The organism is Kitasatospora sp. NPDC056273 (assembly GCF_042268845.1).
GTDB lineage: Bacteria > Actinomycetota > Actinomycetes > Streptomycetales > Streptomycetaceae > Kitasatospora.
This window is the reverse complement of sequence record NZ_JBHJSJ010000008.1, coordinates 182,623-207,401: the sequence shown is the minus strand read 5'-3', so window position 1 is coordinate 207,401 and position 24,779 is coordinate 182,623. Positions and strand designations below refer to the sequence as shown.

General features: G+C 74.8%; 22 protein-coding genes. 17 read left to right on the top strand and 5 right to left on the bottom strand.

Annotated features, from left to right (window positions below; all coding sequences use genetic code 11):
• Positions 1–140 precede the first annotated feature (140 nt).
• Together greA and ACFCY1_RS10575 are read right to left on the bottom strand one after the other, a co-directional pair.
• A complete protein-coding gene (greA, locus tag ACFCY1_RS10580; protein ID WP_049654713.1) occupies positions 141–641 on the bottom strand; it encodes a transcription elongation factor GreA in 501 nt (166 codons plus the stop codon).
• 352 nt (positions 642–993) lie between these two features.
• Complete coding sequence (locus ACFCY1_RS10575) at positions 994–1,407, bottom strand: DUF4307 domain-containing protein (RefSeq protein ID WP_375874184.1); 414 nt, start codon at positions 1,405–1,407, stop codon at positions 994–996.
• Positions 1,408–1,651: 244 nt separating this feature from the next.
• Between ACFCY1_RS10575 and mca the strand changes: the two genes are divergently transcribed.
• From mca to ACFCY1_RS10555, 4 genes are all read left to right on the top strand, one after another.
• Positions 1,652–2,557, top strand: coding sequence for a mycothiol conjugate amidase Mca (gene mca, locus ACFCY1_RS10570; protein WP_049654715.1), 906 nt, complete (start codon positions 1,652–1,654; stop codon positions 2,555–2,557).
• A gap of 49 nt (positions 2,558–2,606) precedes the next feature.
• Positions 2,607–2,798 carry a hypothetical protein gene (locus ACFCY1_RS10565; protein WP_049654716.1) on the top strand — a complete coding sequence of 64 codons (192 nt, stop codon included), beginning with the start codon at positions 2,607–2,609 and terminating at the stop codon, positions 2,796–2,798.
• A 162-nt stretch (positions 2,799–2,960) separates the two neighbouring features.
• Entirely contained in the window at positions 2,961–4,316 is a 1,356-nt protein-coding gene (locus tag ACFCY1_RS10560) for a sensor histidine kinase (RefSeq protein ID WP_375874183.1), read from the top strand.
• Positions 4,317–4,631: 315 nt separating this feature from the next.
• Positions 4,632–5,549: a winged helix-turn-helix domain-containing protein gene (locus tag ACFCY1_RS10555; protein WP_181970661.1), complete on the top strand. Its 918-nt coding sequence runs from the start codon at positions 4,632–4,634 to the stop codon at positions 5,547–5,549.
• 41 nt (positions 5,550–5,590) lie between these two features.
• Here ACFCY1_RS10555 and ACFCY1_RS10550 read toward each other — a convergent pair whose 3' ends face one another.
• On the bottom strand, positions 5,591–6,238 hold the full coding sequence (locus ACFCY1_RS10550; RefSeq protein WP_049659617.1) for a response regulator transcription factor: 648 nt from the start codon (positions 6,236–6,238) through the stop codon (positions 5,591–5,593).
• Positions 6,239–6,452: 214 nt separating this feature from the next.
• Between ACFCY1_RS10550 and lanKC the strand changes: the two genes are divergently transcribed.
• The 9 genes from lanKC (at position 6,453) to ACFCY1_RS10505 (ending at position 18,857) form a co-directional block, all read left to right on the top strand.
• Entirely contained in the window at positions 6,453–9,020 is a 2,568-nt protein-coding gene (gene lanKC / locus ACFCY1_RS10545; RefSeq protein WP_375874182.1) for a class III lanthionine synthetase LanKC, read from the top strand.
• A 2-nt stretch (positions 9,021–9,022) separates the two neighbouring features.
• Entirely contained in the window at positions 9,023–9,112 is a 90-nt protein-coding gene (locus ACFCY1_RS10540; RefSeq protein ID WP_220450056.1) for a class III lanthipeptide, read from the top strand.
• A 51-nt stretch (positions 9,113–9,163) separates the two neighbouring features.
• On the top strand, positions 9,164–9,253 hold the full coding sequence (locus ACFCY1_RS10535) for a class III lanthipeptide (protein ID WP_198959315.1): 90 nt from the start codon (positions 9,164–9,166) through the stop codon (positions 9,251–9,253).
• Positions 9,254–9,638: 385 nt separating this feature from the next.
• The gene (locus ACFCY1_RS10530; protein WP_375874181.1) at positions 9,639–11,594 is read left to right on the top strand and encodes an FtsX-like permease family protein; all 1,956 of its coding nucleotides are present in this window, start codon (positions 9,639–9,641) and stop codon (positions 11,592–11,594) included.
• Entirely contained in the window at positions 11,591–12,865 is a 1,275-nt protein-coding gene (locus ACFCY1_RS10525) for an MFS transporter (protein WP_375874180.1), read from the top strand. The genes ACFCY1_RS10530 and ACFCY1_RS10525 overlap by 4 nt, the downstream gene beginning before the upstream one ends.
• On the top strand, positions 12,858–14,963 hold the full coding sequence (locus ACFCY1_RS10520; RefSeq protein WP_375874179.1) for a prolyl oligopeptidase family serine peptidase: 2,106 nt from the start codon (positions 12,858–12,860) through the stop codon (positions 14,961–14,963). The genes ACFCY1_RS10525 and ACFCY1_RS10520 overlap by 8 nt, the downstream gene beginning before the upstream one ends.
• 35 nt (positions 14,964–14,998) lie before the next feature.
• On the top strand, positions 14,999–15,826 hold the full coding sequence (locus tag ACFCY1_RS10515; protein ID WP_079271858.1) for an ABC transporter ATP-binding protein: 828 nt from the start codon (positions 14,999–15,001) through the stop codon (positions 15,824–15,826).
• Between the two features lie 41 nt (positions 15,827–15,867).
• Positions 15,868–17,910 (top strand): thioredoxin domain-containing protein, encoded by a 2,043-nt coding sequence (locus tag ACFCY1_RS10510; RefSeq protein WP_375874178.1) that lies wholly within the window; start codon positions 15,868–15,870, stop codon positions 17,908–17,910.
• A gap of 86 nt (positions 17,911–17,996) precedes the next feature.
• Positions 17,997–18,857, top strand: a complete 861-nt coding sequence (locus ACFCY1_RS10505) for a GNAT family N-acetyltransferase (protein ID WP_375874177.1) — start codon at positions 17,997–17,999, stop codon at positions 18,855–18,857.
• A 5-nt stretch (positions 18,858–18,862) separates the two neighbouring features.
• Here ACFCY1_RS10505 and ACFCY1_RS10500 read toward each other — a convergent pair whose 3' ends face one another.
• Complete coding sequence (locus ACFCY1_RS10500; RefSeq protein ID WP_375874175.1) at positions 18,863–19,231, bottom strand: hypothetical protein; 369 nt, start codon at positions 19,229–19,231, stop codon at positions 18,863–18,865.
• Between the two features lie 68 nt (positions 19,232–19,299).
• On the opposite strand from ACFCY1_RS10500, the gene ACFCY1_RS10495 reads away from it, so the two are divergent.
• On the top strand, positions 19,300–21,027 hold the full coding sequence (locus ACFCY1_RS10495) for an alpha/beta hydrolase (RefSeq protein ID WP_375874174.1): 1,728 nt from the start codon (positions 19,300–19,302) through the stop codon (positions 21,025–21,027).
• Complete coding sequence (locus ACFCY1_RS10490; RefSeq protein ID WP_375874173.1) at positions 21,024–21,644, top strand: hypothetical protein; 621 nt, start codon at positions 21,024–21,026, stop codon at positions 21,642–21,644. Before ACFCY1_RS10495 ends, ACFCY1_RS10490 begins: the two co-directional genes overlap by 4 nt.
• 12 nt (positions 21,645–21,656) lie before the next feature.
• Here the strand turns inward: ACFCY1_RS10490 and ACFCY1_RS10485 are convergent, their stop codons facing one another.
• Positions 21,657–22,589: a hypothetical protein gene (locus ACFCY1_RS10485; RefSeq protein WP_049658495.1), complete on the bottom strand. Its 933-nt coding sequence runs from the start codon at positions 22,587–22,589 to the stop codon at positions 21,657–21,659.
• Positions 22,590–22,874: 285 nt separating this feature from the next.
• On the opposite strand from ACFCY1_RS10485, the gene ACFCY1_RS10480 reads away from it, so the two are divergent.
• Complete coding sequence (locus ACFCY1_RS10480; RefSeq protein ID WP_375874172.1) at positions 22,875–23,615, top strand: papain-like cysteine protease family protein; 741 nt, start codon at positions 22,875–22,877, stop codon at positions 23,613–23,615.
• An 8-nt stretch (positions 23,616–23,623) separates the two neighbouring features.
• On the top strand, positions 23,624–24,544 hold the full coding sequence (locus ACFCY1_RS10475) for a hypothetical protein (protein ID WP_375874171.1): 921 nt from the start codon (positions 23,624–23,626) through the stop codon (positions 24,542–24,544).
• The last annotated feature ends 235 nt before the right edge of the window (positions 24,545–24,779 follow it).

The window sequence follows — 24,779 nt, the reverse complement described above, 5'->3', positions numbered from 1 at the left end:
GCCCCTGGGTTGATCGGGCCCCGGAGCTGATCGGGTCCTTGGGCTATCGGGTCCCGTGCCCGGCCCCGCCCGGAACGCCGGAGGGCGGCCGCGGAAGTCCCTGACTCCCGCGGCCGCCCCCGTGTCGTGGCGCGGCCGGATCAGCCGGCGTGCGGCACGACCTTGACGATCTTCACCATGGCCGGCTTGCCGTTCGGCAGCTCGTAGGTGGCCTCGTCACCGATCCGCTTGCCGTCGATCGCGCGGCCCAGCGGGGACTGCGGCGAGTAGACGTCCAGCTCGTCCGAGCCCGCGACCTCGCGGGAGGCGAGCAGGAACTCCATGAGGTCGTCCTCGTCGCCGTCGAAGGCGACCGTGACGACCATGCCCGGGGCCACCATGCCCGAGTCGGCCGGCGCCTCGCCGACCTTGGCGCGCTCCAGCAGCTGGGTGAGCTGACGGATCCGCAGCTCGTACTTGCCCTGCTCCTCCTTCGCCGCGTGGTAGCCGGCGTTCTCCTTGAGGTCCCCCTCCTCGCGCGCCGCCTCGATCTTCTGGGCGATCTCGATGCGCCAGGGCCCGGTCAGGTGGTCCAGCTCGGCCTTGAGCTGGTCGTAGCCGGCCTGAGTGAGCCAGGTCACGTTCTCACTGGTCTGGGTCACGGGTGCTCCTCGTAGGTGCTGGGGCTGTGCTGAGGGTGTGAGTCGTCAGCAGGGGTCGGTGGTGATATCGGTCTCAACTACAAAGCAACGCCCGCTCCCGTACCATCCGGTGCGGAAGGGGCGAAACCACGAGCCTAACAAGTCCTGCTGACAAGCGGGAGGGGCGTTTGCGCGCCATTGACGGCGGCGTTACGCCGAGGTGTACAGCAACCGGGTGCGGGACCCTCTACGGATGCCCGTTCTCCGGATCGAATATGCGCGCCGCCCCGGTCGGGGTGCGCTGTCCGGCCCGGGCGCGCCGCCCGCCCGGGGCGCGTTGCGCGGTGCGGGTGCGCTACTTGGCGGGGGCGCGCTACTTGGCGGGGGTGCAGCCCAGCAGCTCGGCGGTGGTGCCGCGCGAGGTGGTGCGCAGGGTGACCACCGCGTCGTAGCTGGAGCCGGCCGCCGGGACGGGGAAGTCGGCCACCCCGACCACCCCGTGGTCGTCGCCCTGCGAGCGGACCGTGCAGCTGCCGGCCTGCCCGCTGCTCTTGCGCACGGTGAGGTGCAGCTGGACCTCGGAGTCGGAGAGCACCTCGAAGGTCGGCACCGAGCCGTTGATCTTCGACTCGCGCAGCATGTAGGAGCCGCCCAGCCAGGCGATCAGGCCCAGGCCCAGCACGCCGCAGACCGTGCCGATCACCTTCAGGCGGCGGTCCGAGTCGCGGTCGCCGCCACGGCCGTAGCGCCCCTCGGGCGGTGCGGTGGCGGTGGTGTCTGCACTCATCGGACTCCGTCCTCTCCTGGGGGAGGGGCCGCCCGGGGTGGTGCGGGGGAATGCGACGCTCCTCCAGTCCGTCACTATAGGAGGGGCACGCCCGCGGCCGGTCCGGCGGGGGCAGGGCTCGGCCGCGCCGGCGACGATCCGCGGCCCGGCCCCGCGGCGACGCGGTCCCGGAGTGAGCGGTTCGTACGGTGGGCAGACCCGGACTTCGCGGAACGCCCGACAAGTGTGGAAGGAACGCAAGGCGTTGACTGAGCAGTTGCGACTGATGGCGGTGCACGCCCACCCGGACGACGAGTCCAGCAAGGGCGCGGCCACCATGGCCATGTACGTCGAGCAGGGCGTGGACGTGCTGGTGGCCACCTGCACGGGGGGCGAGCGCGGGTCGGTCCTCAACCCCAAGCTCCAGGGGGACCCGTACATCGAGGAGAACATCCACGAGGTGCGCCGCAAGGAGATGGACGAGGCGCGGGCGATCCTCGGCGTCGACCAGGCCTGGCTGGGCTTCGTCGACTCCGGGCTGCCCGAGGGGGACCCGCTGCCCCCGCTGCCCGAGGGCTGCTTCGCCCTCCAGGACGTCGAGGCGGCGGCGGAGCCGCTGGTCCGGCTGATCCGCGAGTTCAAGCCGCAGGTCATCACGACCTACGACGAGAACGGCGGCTACCCGCACCCGGACCACATCATGACCCACAAGATCACCATGCTGGCCTTCGACGCCGCGGGTGACCCGGACGCCTACCCGGAGGCCGGCGAGCCCTGGCAGCCGCTGAAGCTGTACTACAACCACGGCTTCCCGATGGGCCGCATCCGGGCCCTGCACGAGTACCTCACCGAGCACGGCCACGAGTCGCCGTACGGCGAGTGGATCGAGGGCTGGGAGAAGAGCGGCCGCAAGGAGCGCGAGATCACCACCCGGGTCCGCTGCGGCGACTGGTTCGAGACCCGCGACCGCGCGCTGATCGCCCACGCGACCCAGATCGACCCGGACGGCCCGTGGTTCCGCGTCCCGCTGGAGGTCCAGCGCGAGGTCTGGCCCACCGAGGACTACGAGCTCGCCCGTACCCTGGTCGACGTCGACCTGCCGGAGGACGACCTGTTCGCCGGCCTGCGCACCCCCACACTGGCGGCCGAGGCCGCCGACACGCGCGACTGAACCACCCCCCGATGGCCCGGCTCCCCGTGAGCCGGGCCACCATAGAGATATGAGCGCCTCCGTGAACCTCGTCAATCTCGCCGCTGACCTCGCCGTCGACGACGCCAAGGTCACCCCCGGCCTCCTCGGCTTCGTCGTCTTCGCCGCCCTCGGCGTCGCGACGTGGTTCCTGGCCAAGTCGATGAACCGGCAGTTCAAGAAGGTCGACTTCGTCGAGGAGCCGGAGGGCCCGAAGGAGTGAGGCGTCGGCCGGTCCCCCGTGGGGGCCGGCCTTCTCCGGAACCGGCTGGGGCCCGTCTACGGTGAGAGCCGTCCGCGGGCCCGCCTTCGGTGAAGCGTCCGCGGGGTCCGTCTTCGGTGAAGCCGTCCTGGCGGGCCGTCAGGCTTCGTAGGATCCCGAACCATGACGTGGTCGTGGCACACCGTGGTGCGCAGGGCGGGGTACGGAACGGCGGCGGCGGGGGTGCTGGCGGCCGCGCTGGCCGGGTCGGGGGACCCGGGGCCGCTGATCGTCGGCTCCGGCGCGGTGGCGGTGGTGGCCGGGCTGTTCCCGGTGCTCTGGGCCCCGGGGCGGGTCGGCGCGGTGGGCCCCTCGGTGCTGGCCGCCTGCGCGGTGTCGCTGCTGGTGACGGCCGGCTACCGGGGGCCGGCGTCCGGCGGCATCGAGTTGTGGTGGCTGCTGGAGGCCGTCGCGCTGCTCGCGCCGGTCGTCCCCGCGGTGCGCAGGCTGTCCCCGGCCGCCGCCTTCGGCCACGGCACGCTGCTGGTGGCGGCGGTGGCGCTGCTGCCGCTGCGGATCGCCCTCTGGGCCGAGCCGCCGGCCCCGCCCGTGGTGACCGTCAAGCTCTGCCTGGGCTCGGCCCTGCTGGCCTGCGTGGTGGTCGGGGTCGGCCGCTACCTGCGCTCGATGGACACCCGCGCGCGGGCGGCGGTGGTGGCCGAGCGGCGGGCGCAGCGCCTGGACCTGGCCCGAGACCTGCACGACTTCGCCGCGCACGACGTCACCGGGGTGGTGGTGCTGGCCCAGGCCGCGCAGGTGCTGGCCCAGAAGGACCCGGGGCGGGTGGTCGAGCTGCTGGCGGGGATCGAGGCGGCCGGTCGGCAGGCACTGGTCACCATGGACCGGACCGTCCAGGTCTTCACGGCGGACGACGCCGATCCGGAGCCGCGCGGGTCCGGGGCGGTCGCGACGGCCGACCGGGGCGCGGGGCGGGCGGCGGCGGGGGGAGCCGGTGCGCGCAGTCTGCGCCGTGACCTGAGCGAACTGCCCGCGCTGGCCGAGCGGTTCACCCGCAGCGGCTCCGCGCGGGTGCGGCTGGAGGCCCCCGCGGAGGCCGAACTGGCGGCGGTGCCGGCGGCGATCAGCGGGCTCGGTTACCGGCTGGTGGTGGAGGCGCTGACGAACGTCCGACGGCACGCGCCCGGGGCCCGGGAGGTGGCGATCGAGGTCGGCCCGGACCGGTGCGGCGGGCGGCCGGCGTTGCGCGTCACGGTCACCGACGACGGGGCGCCGGACGGGGCCGGGGGCTCCGGCGGTGCGGACGGCGGCGTGGGTGGTGCGGGTGGCACGGGCGGCGCGGGCGGTGTCGGCGTCGGGCTCGGCGGGGCCGAGCGGGAGGGCGGCGGCTTCGGCCTCGCGGGCCTGCGGGAGCGGGTGGAGGCGGCCGGCGGCGAACTGACGGTCGGGCCGGGGCCGGAGGGCGGCTGGCGGGTGGACGCGGTGCTGCCGACGGAGGGTGTGGCGGGCCTCGGGGGCTGACCGGGCGGGGTGGTTCCGTCGGGGCCGTTCGGAGGGCTGATTCGAGCCCGCTGACGGGTCCATCCAGGCCATTCGGCACATCCGGAGGCGCCGATTTCGGCGTTCTCGACGATCAAATGGGCCGATCGGCCGATGGCGACGCGCCTCGAGGGCGGGCAAGGATGTCGGTGCGGCGATCAGGGTGCGGGGTTCCCCTGGGCCGTCCCGATGCATGAACCCCGATCGGGGGATCAGTCTGTGATTCGCATTGCGATGTCCGCCGAGGATCTGGCTCGTGTACGAATTGCTGGAAATGTCGACCAGGAGATGGAGGCGGTGCTGGCACTGGAGGCGTGGCGGAGCGGCGGGGAATTCTTCCGCCCCTGGCAGCGGGCCGTCCGCGGGCAATTGGCGCGGCAGCCGGTGCTGGCCGAGCGGCTGCGGCGCCTTTCGGGAGCCAACGGTGGTTTCCGGGACGTACTGCGGGTGTGGGCGAATGGCCGGATCGTGTCGTCCGGTCGCGGCGCCGAATCGGTGGTCCAGCGGGCCGACGTCGCGGCGGCGGTCCGCGAGTTCCACCGGGTGGCGCTGCGGCCCTGCTGGGCGGACGTCCGGTCCCGGCTGGAGGCGGAGCGGGACGCCCGCCGCCAGATCGCCGGCCGCGGCGGGGTGGACGCGCTGCTCGGCACGCTGCACCCGCGGATCCGCTGGACCGCCCCGGTGCTGGAGATCCCCGCCGAGCGGGACGTCGAACTCACCCTCGACGGGCGGGGGTTGCGGCTGGCCCCGTCGCTCTTCCTGCAGGGCGCCGGGGTGGTGCTCCGGCCCCGGCACGGGGAGCCCGAGGAGGCTCCGACGCTGCTCTTCGCGATGCGTCCCGACCGGATCGGCCTCCCCGTGCCCGTGGGGGCGCGGGAGGCGGCGGAGAGCGCGGGCCGGGGCGGGGAGGAGTCGCTGGCCGCCCTGGTCGGCCGGACCAGGGCCGCGGCCCTGCAGGCCCTGCTGGACGGCTGTACCACCGGCGAGTTGGCGGGGCGGCTCGGAGTGACGGCCTCGGCGGTCAGCCAGCACACCGCCGTGCTGAGGGCGTCCGGGCTGATCGACACCCGGCGCTGCGGCAACGGCGTGCTGCACACCGTCACCCCGCTGGGTCGGGCACTGCTGCGCGGCGAGGCCCCGTCGGGCGGGGAGGGGCGGCCCCTCGGCGGCGCGGCCCCGCGGTGGATCGGGGACCGTCGGCGGGCGCTGCGATGAGCGGCCGGTGCGGCCGGCGGCGGCCGAGCGGGCGGGCCCGCTCAGCCGCGCTCGGTCAGGCCCGACTCCCAGGCCCAGGTGGCGATGCCCACCCGGTTGCGGGCCTTCAACTTGCGCTGGAGGTTGGCCAGGTGGGTCTTGACGGTGCTCAGCGAGATGAACAGCTCGGCGCCGATGTCGGAGTTGGTCAGCCCCTCGGCGACCAGGACGGCGATCTCCTCCTCGCGGCTGGTCAGCGGCTCGACGGGGGAGCGGTCGACCCGGCGCGGGCCGGTGAAGCGGTGCAGCAGGCGGGTGGTGATCTGCGGGCTGATCAGCGAGTCGCCGACCACCGCCGAGCGGATCGCCTCGGCGAGCAGCGCGGGCCCCGAGTGCTTGAGCAGGAAGCCGCAGGCGCCGTTGCGCAGCGCGGTGTGCACGTACTCGTCGAGGTCGAAGGTGGTCACCACCACGACCTTCACCTCCGGGGTGATGCCGGCCAGCCGACGGGTGACCTCCAGCCCGTCCAGCTCCGGCATCCGGATGTCGACCAGCAGGACGTCCGGCCGCAGGGTGCGGACGGCCTCCAGGGCCTCCAGGCCGTCCGCGGCCTCGGCCACGACCTCCATGTCGGGCTGGGCCGCCAGGATGTGCCGGAACCCCTGGCGGACGCTCGCCTGGTCGTCGGCGATCACGACACGCGTCTTCATGGCGTCATGATCGCACGGGCTTTCGGCGCCCCCGAAGTGAAGGCCGGGATTCCGCCTGGTATGCGCCGGATTCAGTTTCCGCTTAACACCGTTGTCACATGACGGGGAGTCCGGGAAGGATGGTTCCTGTCGGAACGGGGAGTCGGAGCTTCGAAGGTTCCGGCGGAAACCGGAATTCGGTTCAGCGGATATTCGAAAGGGGGCGGACGGCGAAGTGGACGCGAAATACGAGTCGTATGCGATAGCCGACCCGGTGTGGTACGACGCCCTGGAGCGGTGTGACGACCGGGCCTCCCGGTTCACACCGGGCGGGGGCGCGCTGCCCGAGGGCTGGCGCGGCCGCACCCAGGGTGTGTGGGAGGTGCTGGCGCCTTCCGGCGCCCCGCAGCTGCCGGAACAGGGCTGGAAGGTCCACGTCAGCGCCACGCCCGAATCCGCCGAGGAGACGATCGAGACGGCCTGGCGGGTCTGCCGCCGGCTCGGGCTGCCCTGGAAGTACCTGCGCAGCCGGCTGGTGGTCGCGGTGACGAACGCCAAGTACGCCGACCGGTCCGCCAGCGGCAAGGTCGTCACCGTCTACCCGAGGACGGCCGAGGAGCTGGAGACCGTCCTCGCCGAGCTGGACGAGGCGCTGGGCGGCCGCCCCGGCCCGTACGTCCTGTCCGACCTGCGGTGGAACCAGGGCCCGGTGTCGGTGCGCTACGGGGGCTTCGCCCTGATGTGGTGCGAGCTGCCGGACGGCACCAGGGTGCCCGCGGTGAAGGACCCGGACGGCCGGCTGGTGCCGGACGCCAGGCGCCCGCGCTTCACCGTCCCGGAGTGGGCCCCCACCCCGGACTTCCTGGCCGCGCGGATCGCCGCGGCCGCCGACGACGCGGGAGCCGGCCTCGGTCGCTACCGGGTGGTCAAGGCGCTGCACTTCTCCAACGCCGGCGGGGTCTACCTCGCCGAGGACGAGGGCGGCCGACAGGTCGTCATCAAGGAGGCCCGCCCGCACGCCGGGCTGGACGCCTCGGAGACGGACGCGGTGACCCGGCTGCTGGTCGAGCGGGACGCCCTGGAGCGGCTCGGCCACCTGCCGTTCGTGCCGGAGCTGTACGAGTACTTCACCAGCTGGGAGCACCACTACCTGGTGATGGAGTACATCCCCGGCGAGTCCTTCAGCGCCTGGCTGGGCCGGGAGTACCCGCTCACCCGGCACCGGCCGGACGCCCGGGCGCTGGCCGACTTCGCGGGGCTCGCGGTCACCCGGCTCGCGCTGGTCGAGGAGTGCGTCGCGGCGCTGCACCGGGAGGGGGTGGCCTTCGGGGACCTCCACCACCGCAACATCATGATCCGCCCGGACGGCACCGTCGCCCTGATCGACTTCGAACTCTCGACGCCGCTGGACACCCCGCGCCGGCGCACCCTCGGGGCGCCCGGCTTCACCGACCCGGAGATCACCGACGCCCGCGAGGCCGACCTGTTCGCGCTCGGCTGCTGCCAGCTCGCCGCCTTCGTCGCGCTGACCACGCTCACCAGGCGCAACCCGGCCGTCGTCGGCGGGCTGCTGGACCTCGTCGCGGAGTGCTTCCCGACGGTGCCCGCCGGCTTCGCCGAACGGATGACGGGGCGGCTCGCCCTCTCCCCGGCACTGCGCCCCCACCTCGGGGCCCGGCCCGCGGCCGGCGCCCGGGCGGAGCTCACCGCCGCGGCCCTGCTGCGCGGCATCGACGCGGCGGCGACCCCGGAGCGGGAGGACCGCCTCCACCCCGGCGACGTGGCCGGGCTGCGCCCCGGCGGCGCGCTCGGGCTGGCGTACGGTTCCTCCGGCGTGCTCCTCGCCCGGCACCTGGCCTGGGCCGTACCGGGCGGGGAACAGCTGGACTGGCTCGCCGCCGCCGTGCGGCGCGCCCCCGCGGACACGCCCGTCGGGCTGTACGACGGGTTGGCCGGAGCCGGCTGGCTGTTCCACCGGCTCGGGCACCCGGACGCCGCGAACGTGGTGGACCGGCTGCTGGCCGGCCCGCCGCCCTCCTCGCTCGGCCTGTACGGCGGCCTGACGGGCGTCGCCCAGCTGCTGCTGGAGGCCGGAGCGACGGACGAGGCGCTCGCCCTGGCCGCCAAGGCCGCCGGGCGGATCGGCGAGGCCGGGCTGCTGGACCGCCCGGGTCTGCTGCGCGGCTGGTCCGGGCCGGCGGTGCTGTTCGCCCGCTGCGCCCGCCTCACCGGCGACACGGCCTGGGCCGAGGCCGCCGAACGCGCCGTCCGCTGCGACCTGCGGCACGGCCGGCTGGTCGACGACATGCTGCAGACGTACAGCTCGGGCCGGCTGCTGCCGTACCTGGCGGAGGGCTCGGCCGGAGTGGCGCTCGCCGTCCTGGCCCTGCCCGCCGCGCAGGCCGAAGCCCTCGACGCCGAGCGGGTGCTGGAGGCCGCGGCCCGGGCCGGCGCGGTCCGCGTGGTCGTCCAGGGCGGGCTGTTCAACGGCCGCGCCGGGCTCGCCTACACCCTGTTCCAGGTCGCCGCCCGCCTGCCGCGCTGGCGGGCCGAGGCGGAGGAGCAACTCCGGCTGGTGGACCTCCACCTGGCCCCCCATCAGGACGGCAGCGTCCTGCACGGGGACCAGCTGATCCGGCTCTCCACCGACCTGGCCACCGGCTCCGCCGGCGCCCTGCTGGCGCTGGCCGCCGCCAAGAGCCCCGGGCAGTGCCTGCTCCCCGGCGCCCACCCCGTCCACGGGTGGACGCCGGAGCGGGCCGAGCCCGGTACCCCGTCCCTGCGAGACGACGAGGGGAGGTGACTGTGATGGCCAACATCCTGGCGCTTCAGGAGCTCGACGAGGAGATCGTCGTCGACGCCCCGTTCAGCTCGGTCAGTGCGTTCAGCTGCTGATGTCCGTGGCCCGGTGCCGCGTTCCGGCGAGACGGTGAGGAGGAGGTGATTGTGATGGCCGACATCCTGGCGCTTCAGGAGCTCGACGAGGAGATCGTCGTCGACGCCCCGTTCAGCTCGCTCAGCTACTGGAGCTGCTGATCCCGGCAGCCCGGTGCCGTGTACCGGCGAGACGGTGAGGAGGAGGTGATTGTGATGGCCGACATCCTGGCGCTTCAGGAGCTCGACGAGGAGATCGTCGTCGACGCCCCGTTCAGTTCGTACAGCGCGTTCAACTGCTGACCCCTGTGGCCCGGTGCCGCGTTCCGGCGAGACGGTGAGGAGGAGGTGATTGTGATGGCCGACATTCTGGCGCTTCAGGAGCTCGACGAGGAGATCGTCGTCGACGCCCCGTTCAGCTCGTACAGCGTGTTCAGCTGCTGACCCCCTGGGTCCGGCAGTACCGGGTGACAGAGAGGGGAAGGCCGCGGCACATGCGGCCTTCCCCGGCTCTGCATTCTGTTTACCGTTTTGGGGTGAGTTAACCGTGGCCGTGGCATCAGAACCGACTACCCGTCCGAGCGGACCGCTCGGCGCGCTGCGACTGTGCGTCGCCGAGGTACGGGCGTACCCGGGGCGGGTCATAGGTGTCGCGGTCGCCTGCGCGCTCACCGCCACCGGCGTGGGCGCCTGTCTGCTGCTGCTCGCGGCGGTCAGCGGCCCGTCCTACCCGGAGGGTTCGTCCGCCGCGGCGGCGGCCAAGGACGCGCAGAACCTGCTGGGCCTGCTGCTGACGATGCTGCTGATGTCGGCGGTGCTGGTGACGGGGTCGACGGTCGCGCTCTGGACCAACCAGCGGCTCGGGCAGTTCGCCGTGCTGCGCGCCCTCGGGGTGACGGCGGGCCGGCTGCGGGCCCTGGTCGTCGCGGACGTCGCGCTGGTCGCGCTGGCCCCCTCCGCCGTCGCCGCGGTGGCCGGGACGGTCCCGGTGGCCGGGTTCGGCCGGCGCCTGCTGATCGAGCGCGAGCTGTTCCCCGCCGCGGTCGACCTGCCCTCCGCCGGGCAGACCTGGGCGATCGCGGTCGGCGCCTGCCTCGGCACCTGCGCGGTCGCGGTGCTGGCCGCGCTGGCCAGCGTGCTGGCGGCCGGCCGGGTTCAGCCGATCGACCTCCTCAAGGACCAGTCGCTGGCCCTGGCCCCGCCCCGCCGCAACGCCGGCCGGCTGGTGGCGGGCATCGCCATGGTCCTGATGCTCTGCGGGCCGCTCGTGGCCCTGATGGTCGTGATGGACCTGCCGCCGGTGCTCCAGGGCGCGCTGGTGATGGGCCTGGCCACGGCCGTCATCCCCACGCTCGCGGTGCTCGCGCCCTGGTTCGTGCCGCTGCTCGTCGGCCCCTGCTGCGCGGTGCTGCTGCTGCTCGACCGCAAGGCCGGCCGGATCGCCGCCGCGGGGCTGCGGGCCGCGCCCGCCCGGACGGCCGCGATCGCGGTGCCCGTCCTGCTGGCCGTCGGCACCGTGGTCTGCCTGCTCGGTTCGGGAGCCACCATCGGGGCCGCCGTGCAGCAGCAGACCGAGCAGGCGCTGCGGGCCGACGCGGTGGTGACGGCCGAGCCGGGCCACCAGCTGCCCGCCCGGCCCGCCGGCCTGCCCGGCGGGACGGCCGTCGCGCCGATCGCGACCAAGGTGACCGCGCCGCCCAGCTTCTACGACGACAAGCCCAAGCCCACCCGCGCCTGGGGCGTCGACGGGGCGGCCCTGCGGAGCGCCCTGGACCTCGGCGAACAGCAGGGCCGGCTGGACGAGTTGGCTCCCGGCACGTTCGCCGCGGGCAGCACCGAGGCCACCGCGCGCCACTGGAAGCTCGGCCAGGACGTCACCTTCACGCTCGCCGACGGACAGCAGGCGCAGCTGCGGCTCGTCGCCGTCTACCAGCGGGACCTGGCCTTCCCCTCGTACGTCCTCCCCGTCGACCTCGCCCTCGAACACACCCCGGCCCCGTACGCCGACCGGGTGCTGCTCCGCGGTGACCCGGGCGCCTGGGAGCTGCGGCCCGGCCAGCGGCTCGCCACGCGGGCCGACTACCTGGCCCACCTGCGGCCGCGCAACGTGCAGGACGACATGGCCTCCCGGCTGATCGTCGCCGTGGTGGGCGGGTACGCGCTGCTCGCCCTCGCCAACACCTGCGCCATCGCCCAGCGGGACCGCCGTTCCCAGCGCGCCCACCTGCGGGCCCTCGGCCTCGGCCGCGGGCAGCTGCTGCGCTGCGTGGTGTACGAGGTGCTGGCCTCGGCGCTGGTCGGGACGGTCCTGGCGGTGGCGACGGCCGGGATCTGCCTGGTGCCGCTGGCCCGGGCCGTCGGGCAGGGGGCGCTGCCCGCCCTGGACGTGCCGTGGACGGTCGGCGTCCTGGTCGGGGTGCTGGTCGCCACCGCCGTCCCGGCGGCGCTGGCGGCCCGTCCGCTGCGCGGCATCCGGCGACAGTTCGCGACGGGGTCGGCGTGAGTGCGGCGGCCGCCGGAGGGCTGGGGCGGTCGTTCTGGCTGCTCTACGGCGGCGAGTCCGCCTCGGCCCTGGGCACCGCCGCCTCGGTGATCGCCCTCCCGGTGGTCGCGCTGCGGGCCGGCGGTGACATCCGGCAGGCCGGACTGGCCGGTACGGCGCTCTCCGTCGGGGTGCTGCTGGCCCGGCTGCCGGCCGGCGTCCTCGCCGACCGCCGTGAGCGGCGGACGGTGCTGCTGACCGGCAACGCGGCCGGCGCACTCGTCCTGGCCGCGCTGGCCCTGTCGGCCTCCGGCGGCATGCCGCCGCTGTGGGCGGTGCTGGTCGCCGCCCTGCTGCTCGGCGCGGTGGGCAGCACCCTGGCACCCGTCGAGAACGTGGTGGTGCGTTGCTTCGTGCGGCCCGAGCACCTTCCCCGCGCGGTCGGCCTGCTGCAGAGCAGGACGGCCGTCGCGGCGATGGCCGGCCCGGTGGCCGGCGGTGCGCTGCTGGCCGTCCACCCGTCCTGGGTGTTCGCCGTCGACGCCGGCAGCTACCTGGCGGCCGTCTGCTGCGTGGCACTGCTGCCGAAGGGGAGGCGGGAGCGCCCCGGGGACGAGCCGGCCGCGCCCGGTGTCCGGGCCGCGCTGGCCGAAGGCGTCCGGTTCATCTGGCGGGTGCCCTTCCTGCGCTACGCGGTGGTCAACGCGGCCGTGCTCAACCTGGTGTTCAACGGGCTGCTGATCGTGGTGGTGGCCTCGGGCGGGGGCGCCGTGCACATCGGGGTGCTGACCGCGGCCCTGGGCACCGGCGGGCTGGCCGGATCGCTGCTCGCACCGGCGCTGGCCCGGCGGCTGCCGCCCGCCCGGGGCATCGCCCTCGGCACGGCCGTGGTCGCGCTCGCCCTGCCCGGCTTCACCCTGGCCCAGGGGCACTGGGCGGCGGTCCTTCCGCTGGCCCTCGCGGCGGCCGCCGGGCCGGTGGTCACCGTGCTGATCGCGGTCACCCAGATGGAGGTGACCCCGCCGGGTCTGCAGGGCCGGGTGCACAGCGGCATCGGGTTCCTCGCCCAACTGGTCGCGCCCGCCGGGCCGACCCTCGCGGGCCTGTGCGCCCACGCGTTCGGACTGACCGGCACGGTGGCCGGCGCGGCCGTGGTCGTGGTGGTCCTCGCCGCGGTCGGGCTGGCCGCCACCGCAGGTCGGCCCGGCGGTGGGCCCGCCGCCGGGCCGACCGGGGCCGGGGGTGCCCCGGAACGACGGAACGACAACCCCGCGGAGGCCGTCCATGGCTGACCTCGACCACCGGGCCGCGCCCCCCGGGCCGCCGGCGCCGAACGCCGCGCCGGCGGACCCGCACCTCACGCCGGCGGACCCGTACCGCTGGCTGGAGGAGGCGGATACCCCGCGCACCCGGGCCTGGCTCGCCGAGCAGCGGCGCCTGCTGGCCGCCCGCCCGCAGCGCTCCGACGAGCCCGCCTGGGCCGCCCTGCTCGACCGGGTGGAACGGGAGGCGCCCGACCGGACGCCCACCCCGCCCGCCGAGGCCGGCGGCCTGCTCTTCCGCCACGAACGCGGCCCGGACGGCGACGTCCTGACCGTCCGGCACCCCGATGGCACCCGTCGGACGCCCACCGAGGGCGTCATCGGCCCCGGTGACCGGATCGCCGGCTGGCAGCCCGAGCCGCACGGCCGGTTCATCGCCGTCCAACTGCACCGGGACGGAGCCGAGAACGGCGGCCTGCACCTGCTCCCCACCCGCCCGGGCGACCGGCCCCACCACCTGCCCGACGCGGCCCCGTACGCCACCCTCGCCTTCACCGGCGAGGCGCTGGTGTACACCGCCGGCACCCGCACCGAGCACACCCTGGCGGCCCGCCACCCGGGCGGCGGCCCGGCCCGTCGGCTCGTCCTGCCGGTGCCCGGCCCGGTCCGGCTCACCCTCCACGGCGGTCCCGGCGGGAACCTGCTGCTGCGCACCCGCCCGCAGCCGTCCGGCCCGGCGCGCTGGTGGGCCACCCGGTGGACCGGCCGGGCGGTGCCCGACTGGCAGCCGCTCGACCTCGACGGACGGCGGGTCACCGCCCTGGACCTGAACGAGACGGTCTGCTTCCTCGCCGCCGACGAGCTGCTCGCGCTGGACCTGGACGAGCTGGCCCGGGGCGCCACCGGCGGGCCCGCCGTGGTCGCGCCGCCCGCCGTCGGTGAACCGCCCGCCGCCGGTGAAGTGCAGGCGGGCCCGGTCACCGCCCTGCGGGTGCTCGGCCCCGGCCGGAGGCCCGGCCTGGCGCTGCTCCGCAGGCTGGGGACCACCCACCGGCTCGACCTGCACCGGCCGGGCGGGGCGCCGGGCGAGGCACCTGGCGGCGGAGCCACCGCACTGCACTGGCCCGCCCGGCTGCGCCTCGGCGCCACCCCGTACGACCGGCACGGGCGGGTCGGCGGGTCGGTCTGGCTGCTCGCCGACGACCCCCGGTACGGCACCTGGACCAGGAGCCTGGACGGCTTCGGCCCGGTCGAACCCCCCGAGCGCCGCGCCGCGCTGCGCACCCTCACCGCCATCGGCCGGGACGGCGCGCCCGTCCCGGTGACGGTCTGCGACCCCGGGCCGCGGGACCGCGGCCGCCCCGCGCCGACCCTGCTCACCGTCTACGGGGGCTTCGGCCTCCCGCTGGAACCCTCCTGGGACCCGGCCATGGAGGCCTGGCTGCGGGCCGGCGGCCGGATCGCCTGGGTGCACGCGCGCGGCGGCGGCGAGCTCGGCCCCGCCTGGGCGGCCGCCGGCCGGGGCCCCGGCAAGAGCGCCACCGTGGACGACTTCCGGGCCGCCGCCGCGATGCTGGTCGAACGCGGCGAGGCCCCGGCCGGCGGGCTGGGCGCACTGGCCGCCAGCAACGGGGCGCTGGTGGTCGCCGCCGCGCTCACCCGGGAGCCCGGTCTGCTGTCCGCCGCGGTGTGCGTGGTCCCGCTCACCGACCTGGCCCGCTACCAGGTCGGCGGCCTCGGCCGGCTCTGGGCGGAGGAGTACGGCGATCCGGCCGACCCGCGGGCGTTGCGGGCGCTGCTCGACTACTCCCCGTACCACCGGGTGGTGCCCGGGACGGCCTACCCGGCGGTGCTGCTCGCCACCGGGGCGAACGACGCGCGGGTGCCGCCCTGGCACGCCTGGAAGCTCTGCGCGGCGCTCGGACGGGCCTCCACCGGGGCGGCGCCGGTCCTGCTCGACCACCACGACAGCGGCGGCCACCAGGGCCGCCCGGCCGCGGCCGGACGGGAGCTCGCGGTCCGCTCCCTCGCCCTGCTGGCCGCCGGCACCGGCCTGCTGCCACCCGCCGACCTGCCCGCCGACCCGCCCGCCGGTCCGCCCGGCCCCCGGCCCAGACCGCAGTCCTGACCTCAGCCCGTGTCCAACCGAGGAGAGCACCACCGATGACCGAGCCCCAGTCCCTCGCGGGAGGCCCGTCCCGTCCCGGAGGCCCCCGGGCCGCCGCGAACCACGCCCCGGCCGCCGCGTCGGCCGTCGACCTGACCAAGGTGCACGGGTCGGGCGACGCCCGGGTGGTGGCGCTGGAGCGGGTCTCGGTGTCCTTCCGGGAGGGGGAGTTCGCGGCGATCATGGGCCCGTCCGGCTCCGGCAAGTCCACCCTGCTCCAGTGCCTCGCCGGACTGGAGTCCTGCACCTCGGGCGCCGCCCGGATCGGCGACACGGACCTCACTCGGCTGAGCGACGGCCAGCTGACCAGGCTCCGCCGCGACCATGTGGGCTTCGTCTTCCAGGCCTTCCACCTGATCCCCACCCTGACGGTGTCGGAGAACATCGCCCTGCCGCTGACGCTGGCCGGCCGCACCCCCGACCGGCAGTGGCTGGACACCCTGGTCGAGGCGGCCGGCCTCGGCGCCCGGCTCGGCCACCGCCCGGCCCAGCTCTCCGGCGGCCAGCAGCAGCGCGTCGCCTGCGTCCGGGCGCTGGCCGGCCGGCCCCGGATCGTCTTCGCCGACGAACCGACCGGCAACCTGGACTCCCGCTCCGCCGCCGAGATCCTCGCGCTGCTGCGCCGGTGCGTCCGGGAACTCGGCCAGACCGTCGTGATGGTCACCCACGACCCGGTGGCGGCCTCGTACGCCGACCGCGTCGTCTTCCTCGCCGACGGCCGCATCGTCGACGAACTCCTCGGCCCGACCCCCGACCAGGTGCTCGGGCGGATGCGCACCTTCGACGCCAACCTCGGCATCAGCTACTGGTCCGGACCGGCCTGACCTGCCGCGCGCCGACCGCCGGATGCGCGAGGATGGGGGGCATGCCGAACCGTCTCGCGGACGCGACCTCGCCGTACCTGCTCCAGCACGCCGACAACCCCGTGGACTGGTGGCCCTGGATGCCGGAGGCCTTCGAGGAGGCGCGGCGCCGCGGCGTACCCGTCCTGCTGTCGGTCGGTTACGCCGCCTGTCACTGGTGTCATGTCATGGCTCACGAGAGCTTCGAGGACGCCGGGCTCGCCGAGTACCTCAATGAGCGGTTCGTCCCGGTCAAGGTGGACCGGGAGGAGCGGCCGGACGTCGACGCCGTGTACATGGAGGCGGTGCAGGCCGCGACCGGGCAGGGCGGGTGGCCGATGACGGTGTTCCTCACGCCCGACAAGGAGCCGTTCTACTTCGGCACCTACTTCCCGCCGCAGCCCCGGCACGGGATGCCGTCCTTCCGGCAGGTGCTGGAGGGCGTGGAGGCCGCCTGGCGGGACCGGCGGGAGGAGGTCGGCGAGGTCGCCGGGCGGATCCGGGCCGACCTCGCCCAGCGGGCCGCCGTGTACTCGGCCGGTGCCCACAACCCGCCCGGCGAGGCGGATCTGCACCAGGCGCTGGTGGCCCTCAGCCGGGACTTCGACCAGAGCCGCGGCGGCTTCGGCGGCGCGCCGAAGTTCCCGCCGGCCATGGTGCTGGAGTTCCTGCTGCGCCACCACGCCCGGACCGGCTCGGAGGCGGCCCTGGAGATGGCCGTCCGCACCGGTGAGGCGATGGCCCGCGGCGGCATCCACGACCAGCTCGGCGGCGGCTTCGCCCGGTACGCGGTGGACGCCGGCTGGGTGGTGCCGCACTTCGAGAAGATGCTGTACGACAACGCCCTGCTGCTGCGCGCCTACCTGCACCTGTGGCGGGCCACCGGATCGGCCCTGGCCCGCCGGGTCGCGCTCTCCACGGCGGACTTCCTGCTGCGCGAACTCCGCACGCCCGAGGGCGCGTTCGCCTCCGCCCTGGACGCCGACAGCCTGGACGAGGAGACCGGGCAGTCCGCCGAGGGCGCGTACTACGTGTGGGAGCCCGGCCAGCTGGTCGACCTGCTCGGCCCCGCCGACGCGGCCACCGCGGCCCGGCTGTTCACCGTCACCGCCGAGGGCACCTTCGAACACGGCACCTCGGTGCTCCAACTCCTCGCCGACCCCGAGGACTTCGCCGAGTACGAGACGATCCGGGCGCGGCTGGCCGAGGCCCGGGCGGCCCGCCCCGCCCCGGCCCGCGACGACAAGGTGGTCGCCGCCTGGAACGGCCTGGCCGTCGCCGCGCTCGCCGAGTCCGGCGCGCTGCTGGACCGCCCCGACCTGGTCGAGGCCGCCGAACGCGCCGCCGACCTGCTGCTCGCCGTCCACCTCACCCCCGACGGCCGGCTGCTGCGCACCTCCCGGGACGGCCGGGCCGGTGCCAACGCCGGCGTGCTGGAGGACTACGCGGACACCGCCGAGGGCTTCCTCGCGCTGTACGCCGTCACCGGCGACGCCTCCTGGCTCCAGCTGGCGGGCGGCCTGCTCGACACCGTGCTCAAGCACTTCACCGACGAGGCCTCCGGCGCGCTCTACGACACCGCCGACGACGCCGAGGAGCTGATCCGCCGCCCGCAGGACCCGACCGACAACGCCACCCCGTCCGGCTGGACGGCCGCCGCCGGCGCCCTGCTCACGTACGCCGCGTACACCGGCTCCGACCGGCACCGCACGGCCGCCGAACGGGCCCTCGGCGTGGTCGGCGCCCTCGCCGGCCGGGCACCGCGGTTCATCGGCTGGGGCCTCGCCGTCGCCGAGGCGCTGCTCGACGGGCCGCGCGAGGTCGCCGTGGTCGGCCCGGACGGCGACCCGGCCACGGCGGCGCTGCGACGGGCCGCGCTGCTCGGGACGGCGCCGGGAGCGGTGGTCGCGGTCGGCGCGCCCGGGGAGCCCGAGGTGCCGCTGCTGGCCGACCGGCCGCTGGTCGGCGGCGCCCCCGCGGCGTACGTCTGCCGGCACTTCGCCTGCGACGCCCCGACCACCGATCCGGCGGAACTGGCCGGAAAGCTGGGCACGGCGGTCGAGTAGCGGGCGCCCCGGCGGGGGCGGGCAGGGGTTCGACGGCGGCCGGATAATCGTTGGCGAGCGGGGTCCGGCCGGGTCCACCATGGGCCATGGCCTGGACTTTCAGCACCTCCCTCGACGAGTTCCGCGACCAGGCGGGCGCCTTCCTGGCCGCCCGCCCCGCCGAGAACACCGTCCTGCTCACCATCGCGCACCGGCTGGCCGAGTCCGGCCTGACGGTGTTCGGCGAGCCGCCGGTCTTCGGCTGGTGGCGGGCCGAGCAGGGAGGTCCGGTCGCGGGCGCCTTCCTCCAGACGCCGCCGTTCGCCCCCCGGCTCTCCTTCATGCCGCCGGCCGCGGCCGCCGAACTGGCGACCGGCGTGGCCGCCGCCGGAGCCGGCTTCACCACGGTGGCCGGGGTCGGCGGGGGAGCCGAAGCGGTCCGCGCCTTCGCCGCCGCCTGGACGGCGGCCACCGGCACCGAACAGTCCGTCCGCGTCGACGAACGGCTCTACCGGCTCGGCGAGTTGACCGACCCGCCGCGCCCGCCCGCAGGCCGCCACCGGCTGGCCGGACCGGCCGACCGCGAACTGGCGATCCGCTGGTACCAGGAGTTCCTGGCCGAGGTCGAGGTCGAACTCCCCGACGTCCCAAGGGCGGTGGACGAGCGGACCGCGAACGGCTGCCTGCACCTGTGGGAGGACGACGGCCGCCCGGTCGCCCTGGCCGGCAGCAGCCCGGTGCTCGCCGGCATGTCCCGCATCGGCCCGGTCTACACCCCCGCCGAAAGCCGCGGCCACGGCTACGGCACCGCCGTCACCGCCGCCGTCTCGGCCCACCTCCTCGCCCACGGCGCCACCGAGGTCCTGCTCTACACCGACCTCGCCAACCCGACCAGCAACTCCATCTACCAGCAGATCGGCTACCTGCCGGTGGAGGACTCCCTGATCGTGGACTTCCGGCCCCGGTAACGGAGTTACGCGTCCCTGGTCAGATGCACGCCCGCCACCCCGGCCACCTTCGTGCCGAAGGGATCGGTGGCGGCCGCCGCGGTGGCGGGCGCGGGCAGCCGGTCGGCGCCGAGGTACGTCTGCGCGCAGGTGAGAAGGTTGCCGCCGGCCGACTTCATGTCGCCGGCGAGCCCGTCCAGCAGCGACTTCCAGGCGGTGCCGCACCCCTGCAGCGCCGCCCCGCTCTGCCACCCCGCCAGCCCCCCGGCCGCCTTGTCGCCCGGCTCCGCGAGCTTCGCCGTCTCCTCCGGAACCTTCCCGGCCACCGCCAGCGCGTTGTTCCCGGCGGCGGCCAACTCGCCTGGTTTGACAGTGAATCCCTTGCCGTCACCCATCGCTCTTCCCCCAATGCCGCTGTGGCAGACGTGGGTTATGGTAGCGGTGAGTATCGGGGGGAGCACTCATGGCTGATCCGGATCAGCGGGCCGGCGCGGGCCGACTCGACTTCGCGAGCCTGAAGAACGCCAGACCGGGGGATCTCCACGCGGCCGGCGACGCGTACGACGCGCTCCACAAGGCGTTCGCGCAGCACACCGCCGACTGGAAGCGCGGCACCACCGACCGGGTCCACGGGTCGGGCTGGAGCGGACCGGCAGCCGACGCCGCGATCCCCTCGCTGGACGGCACGACCACCCAACTGCACGCCGCCGAAACCGAACTGGCCGCACTCGGCCAGACCCTGCGGGACTACGCCGACCTCTTCGGACTCGCCCAGTCGAAACTCCGGCAGGCCGTCGTCGACGCCGGTGCCAAGGGCCTGACCGTCAGCGACAACGGCACGGTGAGCTGGCCCGCGCCCACCGGCCCGGTGGACGCGAACTGGGAGACCAAGCAGAAGGCGGCGGCCGAGGAGATCGCCAAGCGGATCACCGCCGCCCTCACCGAGGCCGGCACGGCCGACCAGACCCTCGCCGGGCTGCTCAGGGGCTTCACCCAGCACGCCACCAGCAAGTCGGGCCTGACCCTCGCGGTCGCGGAGGCCGACCAGCGGACGGCGAACGGGTCGAGCGCCCCGTACCTGAGGGACATGCCGGCCGCGGGAGCGCCGCCCACCGAGGTCAACAGCTGGTGGAACGGCCTCGACCCGGCGGGCCGGCAGTGGTTCATCGACCACCACCCGGAGAAGGTCGGGAATCTGGACGGGATCCCGGCGGACGTGCGGGACCAGGTCAACCGGAGCTACCTGGACAAGCGGCTGAGCGAGCTCAAGGGCAAGCAGCGGACGAAGGAAGAGGAGGCGGAGCTCAAGAAGCTGCAGCCCATCTGGGACCGCCTCGATCAGGACGGCGGGGCGACGGACGGTCGTCCCCGCACGTATCTGATCGGTATCGGTGCCGAAGGCCAGGGACGCGCGATCCTCTCCTACGGGAACCCGGACACCGCCACCGACATCGCCGCCTATGTTCCTGGCGTCACCACGGATCCCAGTTCTCTCGGCCCGGCCAAGCACGGGGACACGCCGGGCACCAACGAGTCGGAGAACGCGCTGAACGTCTGGCGCGAGGCCAACAAGAAGGTCAAGCCCGGCGGTTCGGTGGCCTCGATCGTCTGGCTGGGCTACGACCCGCCCGGCGAGGACCTGAACGCGGCCGACCCGAAGGCGGCGGTCAAGGGCGCACCCGACTACGCGAGGTTCGTCACCGGGCTCCGGACGACCAACAGCAGCGGCCAGTGCCCGCACATCACCTCGATCGGACACAGCTACGGCTCGGTCGTGGTCGGACTGGCGACGAAGGCGGCCACGCACCAGGGGAACTACACGCCACCGGATGATGTGGTGTTCATCGGAAGCCCCGGCACCGGTGTGGATCGCGCCTCGGAGCTCCGGCTGCCCGGGCACGTCTGGGCCGGTGCGGCGGACAACGACGTCGTCACCCACGCCTCGTCGCCCCGAGGTCTCGTCCCGTGGCCCCTCGGCGCTCACCCGGACGAGAACTGGTACGGACGGGATCCGGCGAGCGAGTCCTTCGGTGGCAAGCGCTTCACGGTCTCCGAGTACAGCCAGGGGGCGAACCTCGTGGGTGCGCACACCAAGTACCTCACCCCGGAGTTCGGTGGCCCCTCGCTGGGCAACATCGCCTCCATCGTCACGGGCAAGGGCGGCGACGTCCATGTGACGGGTGGCCGATGAGGGCCCGCTGGAAGCTGGTCGGATCGGTCGTGCTGGCCTTCGCCGTCGTGGTGACCGCCTGTTCGGTGCTGTTCTTCAACGGGTACGGACCGCTGGCGTTGGCCGATCGGCGGTCGCGGCTGTCACCCGGAGCGGCGAAGGTGCGGATCGACCATGCCCTGCGCACCACGATGGGGGCGGTCTCTCCGTCGTTGGCCTTCGCGGGTGCCTATTTCGAGGTGCGCAGGGAACGGGACCGCTGGGACGGCGAGCCGAGCATGGTGTCGGCGGTCACCGAGGTCGTCGTCGGTCGGACCGCGGTCGCGAGTACGAGGCTGCCGGCCCTGATGGACCAGGTGACCCAGGCCTGGCAGGGACTCGGAAGCACCGTGGTCCATCGGTCGAACCCCTCCGACGAGATCCAGTCCTTGCACGGGGTCGGGGAAGCGGGCGGCGAGACGTTCCTCCTGTTCCTTGCGGCGGCACAGCCGGACTCGACGTACCGGGTGAAGTTCCTGGTGGAGGCCTACGGGGTGCTGTACCAGCCCGCCCACGAATACGAGCCGGTGTCCCCACTCGCCAGGACATCGCTCGCCACGATGGGCGACCCCGTCGACGACCCGTACTGGTCGCACTGACCCCCACCCCCCTCACTCCCAGTCCCACCGGATCCCCAGGAGGCACGGCCGTACCGCCGTCGCCACCAGGTGGACGCAGTGGTGCCCGTCGAGGGTGAGTTCCTCGGTCTCGTACGGGGCGGCGCCCGGAGAGTGCAGTGCGAAGCGGTGGCAGCGGACGGGGAGGGCGGCGGGGTGGAAGGTGACCTGGAGGACGTACTGGCCGGCGCCGGAGTTGAAGCCGCGGACGTACTCGCAGCTGGGGTCGGGGGAGGGGGCGTCGTCGAAGCCGTAGCCGAGCAGGTGGGTGTCGCCGGCGCGTAGGCGGCGGTCGAGGAGGAGTTCGGCGGCGAGCAGGTGGTGGGCCTGGTCGCGGCGGATGCGGCCGGGGCGGCAGTTCTCCTCGGCGCGGACGCCGACGCGGGTGATATCGCTGCCCGGGTCGCCCTGGTAGAGGGCGAGGTAGCGGTCGATGCCGTCGCGGTGGGCGCGCAGGGCGTGCTGGGAGTCGCGGCGGGCGAGTTGGCGGTCGGGGCCGACGCGGATGCGTTCGATGTGGGTGATGGTGTGCAGTCCGGTGTCGCGCGGGCCGGCGAGGGTGGCGAGCAGGTCGTCGACGGCGACGGCGGGGGAGATGAGGTCGCGGTAAGGGCGGACGGGCGGGCCGGCGGGGGCGGGGCCGGCGGCGCGGCGGGGGCCGAGCAGCCGGGTGAGGGAGTGTTCGGGCAGGTCGAGGACCTCTTCCAGGGCGGCGACGGCGCGCAGTGACTCGGTGCGTTCGGGGCGGCGGCGGCCCTGCTGCCAGTAACTGAGGCTGGTGAGGCCGACGGTGACGCCTCGCAGGGCGAGGTGGCGGCGGATGCGGTGGAGGGCGAGGCCCCGGGCGGAGATCGCGGTGCGCAGGGCGAGGTGGAAGGGGCCGGTGCGCAGGGCGGCGGCGAGGTCGGCTGGGTCGCTCTTGTGGATGGCGGCCTCCTGGGGGACGGGCGGACCGGCGTGCGGGCGGCTCGGGACGGAGCGGCGTTTGACCGTGAATATTCACATCGGTGCGGTGGTTTGTCACCGGTCCGGGCCTGCTGCGCGGTGGTTCTCCGGGCGCCGTTCACATCCGCGTCCGCCCGTTCACACCTCGGTCCGGGCCCCGCGGACGGCCGTTGACCTGTCCCTGACGAGGCGCGATGCTCGGGGCGCGATCCGGACCGCGCCCCCACACAGCACCTCGCTCCACTCGTGCAAGGAGGCTTTCCCGCCATGCCAGTTCCACGAATACGGCTGCGCCGCGCGGTCTCGCTGCTCGCCCTCGGCGTGCTGGGCCCGGCGCTCACCGCCGCGGTGGCGGCGCCCGCGATCGCCGCCCCGGCCGGGCAGCCGGCCCCCTACCAGGCCCAGGCTCCGTACCAGGACCGGACCCAGGCCCAGACGCAGACCCAGGCCCAGACGCAGGCCCAGGACCGGGCCGCGCACCAGGTCCGCCAGGCCGCCGCGCCCGGCAGCACGGCCGACCTGGCCGGCACCTTCAAGAAGCTCAACATCACCATGCAGCAGCAACAGCAGACCAACTGGTGCTGGGCGGCGAGCGGGAACACCATCGCCACCTGGTTCGGCTACAACTACAGCCAGAACCAGTTCTGCAACGCTGCGTTCGGCCGCTCCGCCAACTCCAGCTGCCCCAACAGCCAGGCCACGCTGGGCGACGTGCAGAACGGGCTGAACTGGGTCGGCATCAACCCGGGCTCGTACGTCAACGGGTACCTGAACTACGGCACCGTGCAGTCCGAGGTGAACGCGGACCGCCCGATCGAGACGCGCATCCAGTGGAGTTCGGGCGGCGGCCACATGCACGTCCTGTACGGCTACGACACGTCGAGCAACTGGGTCTACTGGGGCGATCCGTGGCCCTCCAACTACCGCTACAACTGGGCGGAGTACGGGTACTACGTGAACAACAACACGTTCTCGTGGACCCACTCCCTGTACCGGATCGGCGCGTGAGGGCGGCCATGACCGAGACCAAGAGCCGCCGTCGGGCCGCCACCGCGACCGCCACCGCCCTGCTCGCCGCCGGCCTCGCGCTGGTGCTCGCCCCGGCCGCGCACGCGGACTCCCCGTCCGCCCCGGCCCCGGTGCCCGCCGCCGAGCTGGCGCAGGCCCGCGGCGCGGTCCAGGACCCGGCCGTCCTCGACAAGGTCGGCCACTTCTTCGCCCGCAAGGGTGTCCCGCCGACCCGGCAGCTGACCATCGGCGCCGCCGAGGAGGCCCGGGCGGCGGGCGAGGCCGCGCCGCGGCTGGTCGGCGACACCGTGCCGGTGTACGTCCTGGACCCCGGCTTCGTGGCCGGTACCCCCGGCGCACCGGTGGCGACGTCGGAGTTCACCGCCAGCAAGGTGGTCGCGGCGGACGGGCAGAGCGCCTCGGTCTGGACCGTCCGGCAGGGCGACGGCTGGAAGGTGGTGAACATCGCCTCGGGCGGTGACGAGAGCGACTACGCGGCGAAGGCGGCGGGCAGCGGCGGTGGCACCGCCTTCCGCGAGCCGCAGGTCAACGCCTGGTACGTGCTGCGTGACGGCCGGGTGCTGCCGCTGGACGACGAGGCCCGGCGCTCGGTGGGCGCGGGCGGGGTCACGCTGGCCGCGTACCAGCAGCTGGTGCACCAGCGGTACGGGGACAAGCTGCCCGGCTCGGCGTACGACCGGGCGGGCAAGGGCGGCGGCTACGAGGCGGACGCCGCGCCGGAACTCGCGGCCGCGCCGCGGTCCGGGACGGCACCGCAGCCCGGGGAGGGCCCGCAACTCGCGGTCGCACCGCGACCCGCGGGCGGCGGTTCGGCACTGCCGGCCGTGACGGCGGCGGCCGCCCTGGGGGCCACCGCCCTGGTGGGCGCGGGTGCCGTGCTGCGGCGGAGGGGCGTCCGCCGCGGCTGACGGCGGGCGGGGTCGCGAGAGGTTCACCGAGGCGCTCGGCCGGGTTCTCCCGGCCGGGCGCCTTGCCGTGGTCACGTTCCGTGATGTGTCCTGGAAGTGCTGCTTCCGCACAAGGAATTGACGCAACGTTGATCTGTCGTTCGCCGCCTGGGGGCGGTTGGCCATGACTGACGGTAGATACGATGTGGCAATCGGTCAGTGCTGGCCGACGCGTGCCGAGAGCGGAGAAGAGGTG

What these genes read in the sequence shown, in the direction of transcription:
- ACFCY1_RS10560 (WP_375874183.1), top strand. Translation starts at nt 2,961, where the DNA reads ATGACGTGGTCGTGGCACACCGTGGTGCGCAGGGCGGGGTACGGAACG.
- ACFCY1_RS10500 (WP_375874175.1), bottom strand. Translation starts at nt 19,231, where the DNA reads ATGGGTGACGGCAAGGGATTCACTGTCAAACCAGGCGAGTTGGCCGCC.
- ACFCY1_RS10495 (WP_375874174.1), top strand. Translation starts at nt 19,300, where the DNA reads ATGGCTGATCCGGATCAGCGGGCCGGCGCGGGCCGACTCGACTTCGCG.
- ACFCY1_RS10575 (WP_375874184.1), bottom strand. Translation starts at nt 1,407, where the DNA reads ATGAGTGCAGACACCACCGCCACCGCACCGCCCGAGGGGCGCTACGGC.
- ACFCY1_RS10510 (WP_375874178.1), top strand. Translation starts at nt 15,868, where the DNA reads ATGCCGAACCGTCTCGCGGACGCGACCTCGCCGTACCTGCTCCAGCAC.
- ACFCY1_RS10480 (WP_375874172.1), top strand. Translation starts at nt 22,875, where the DNA reads ATGCCAGTTCCACGAATACGGCTGCGCCGCGCGGTCTCGCTGCTCGCC.
- ACFCY1_RS10550 (WP_049659617.1), bottom strand. Translation starts at nt 6,238, where the DNA reads ATGAAGACGCGTGTCGTGATCGCCGACGACCAGGCGAGCGTCCGCCAG.
- ACFCY1_RS10490 (WP_375874173.1), top strand. Translation starts at nt 21,024, where the DNA reads ATGAGGGCCCGCTGGAAGCTGGTCGGATCGGTCGTGCTGGCCTTCGCC.
- ACFCY1_RS10565 (WP_049654716.1), top strand. Translation starts at nt 2,607, where the DNA reads ATGAGCGCCTCCGTGAACCTCGTCAATCTCGCCGCTGACCTCGCCGTC.
- ACFCY1_RS10520 (WP_375874179.1), top strand. Translation starts at nt 12,858, where the DNA reads ATGGCTGACCTCGACCACCGGGCCGCGCCCCCCGGGCCGCCGGCGCCG.
- ACFCY1_RS10475 (WP_375874171.1), top strand. Translation starts at nt 23,624, where the DNA reads ATGACCGAGACCAAGAGCCGCCGTCGGGCCGCCACCGCGACCGCCACC.
- ACFCY1_RS10515 (WP_079271858.1), top strand. Translation starts at nt 14,999, where the DNA reads ATGACCGAGCCCCAGTCCCTCGCGGGAGGCCCGTCCCGTCCCGGAGGC.
- ACFCY1_RS10505 (WP_375874177.1), top strand. Translation starts at nt 17,997, where the DNA reads ATGGCCTGGACTTTCAGCACCTCCCTCGACGAGTTCCGCGACCAGGCG.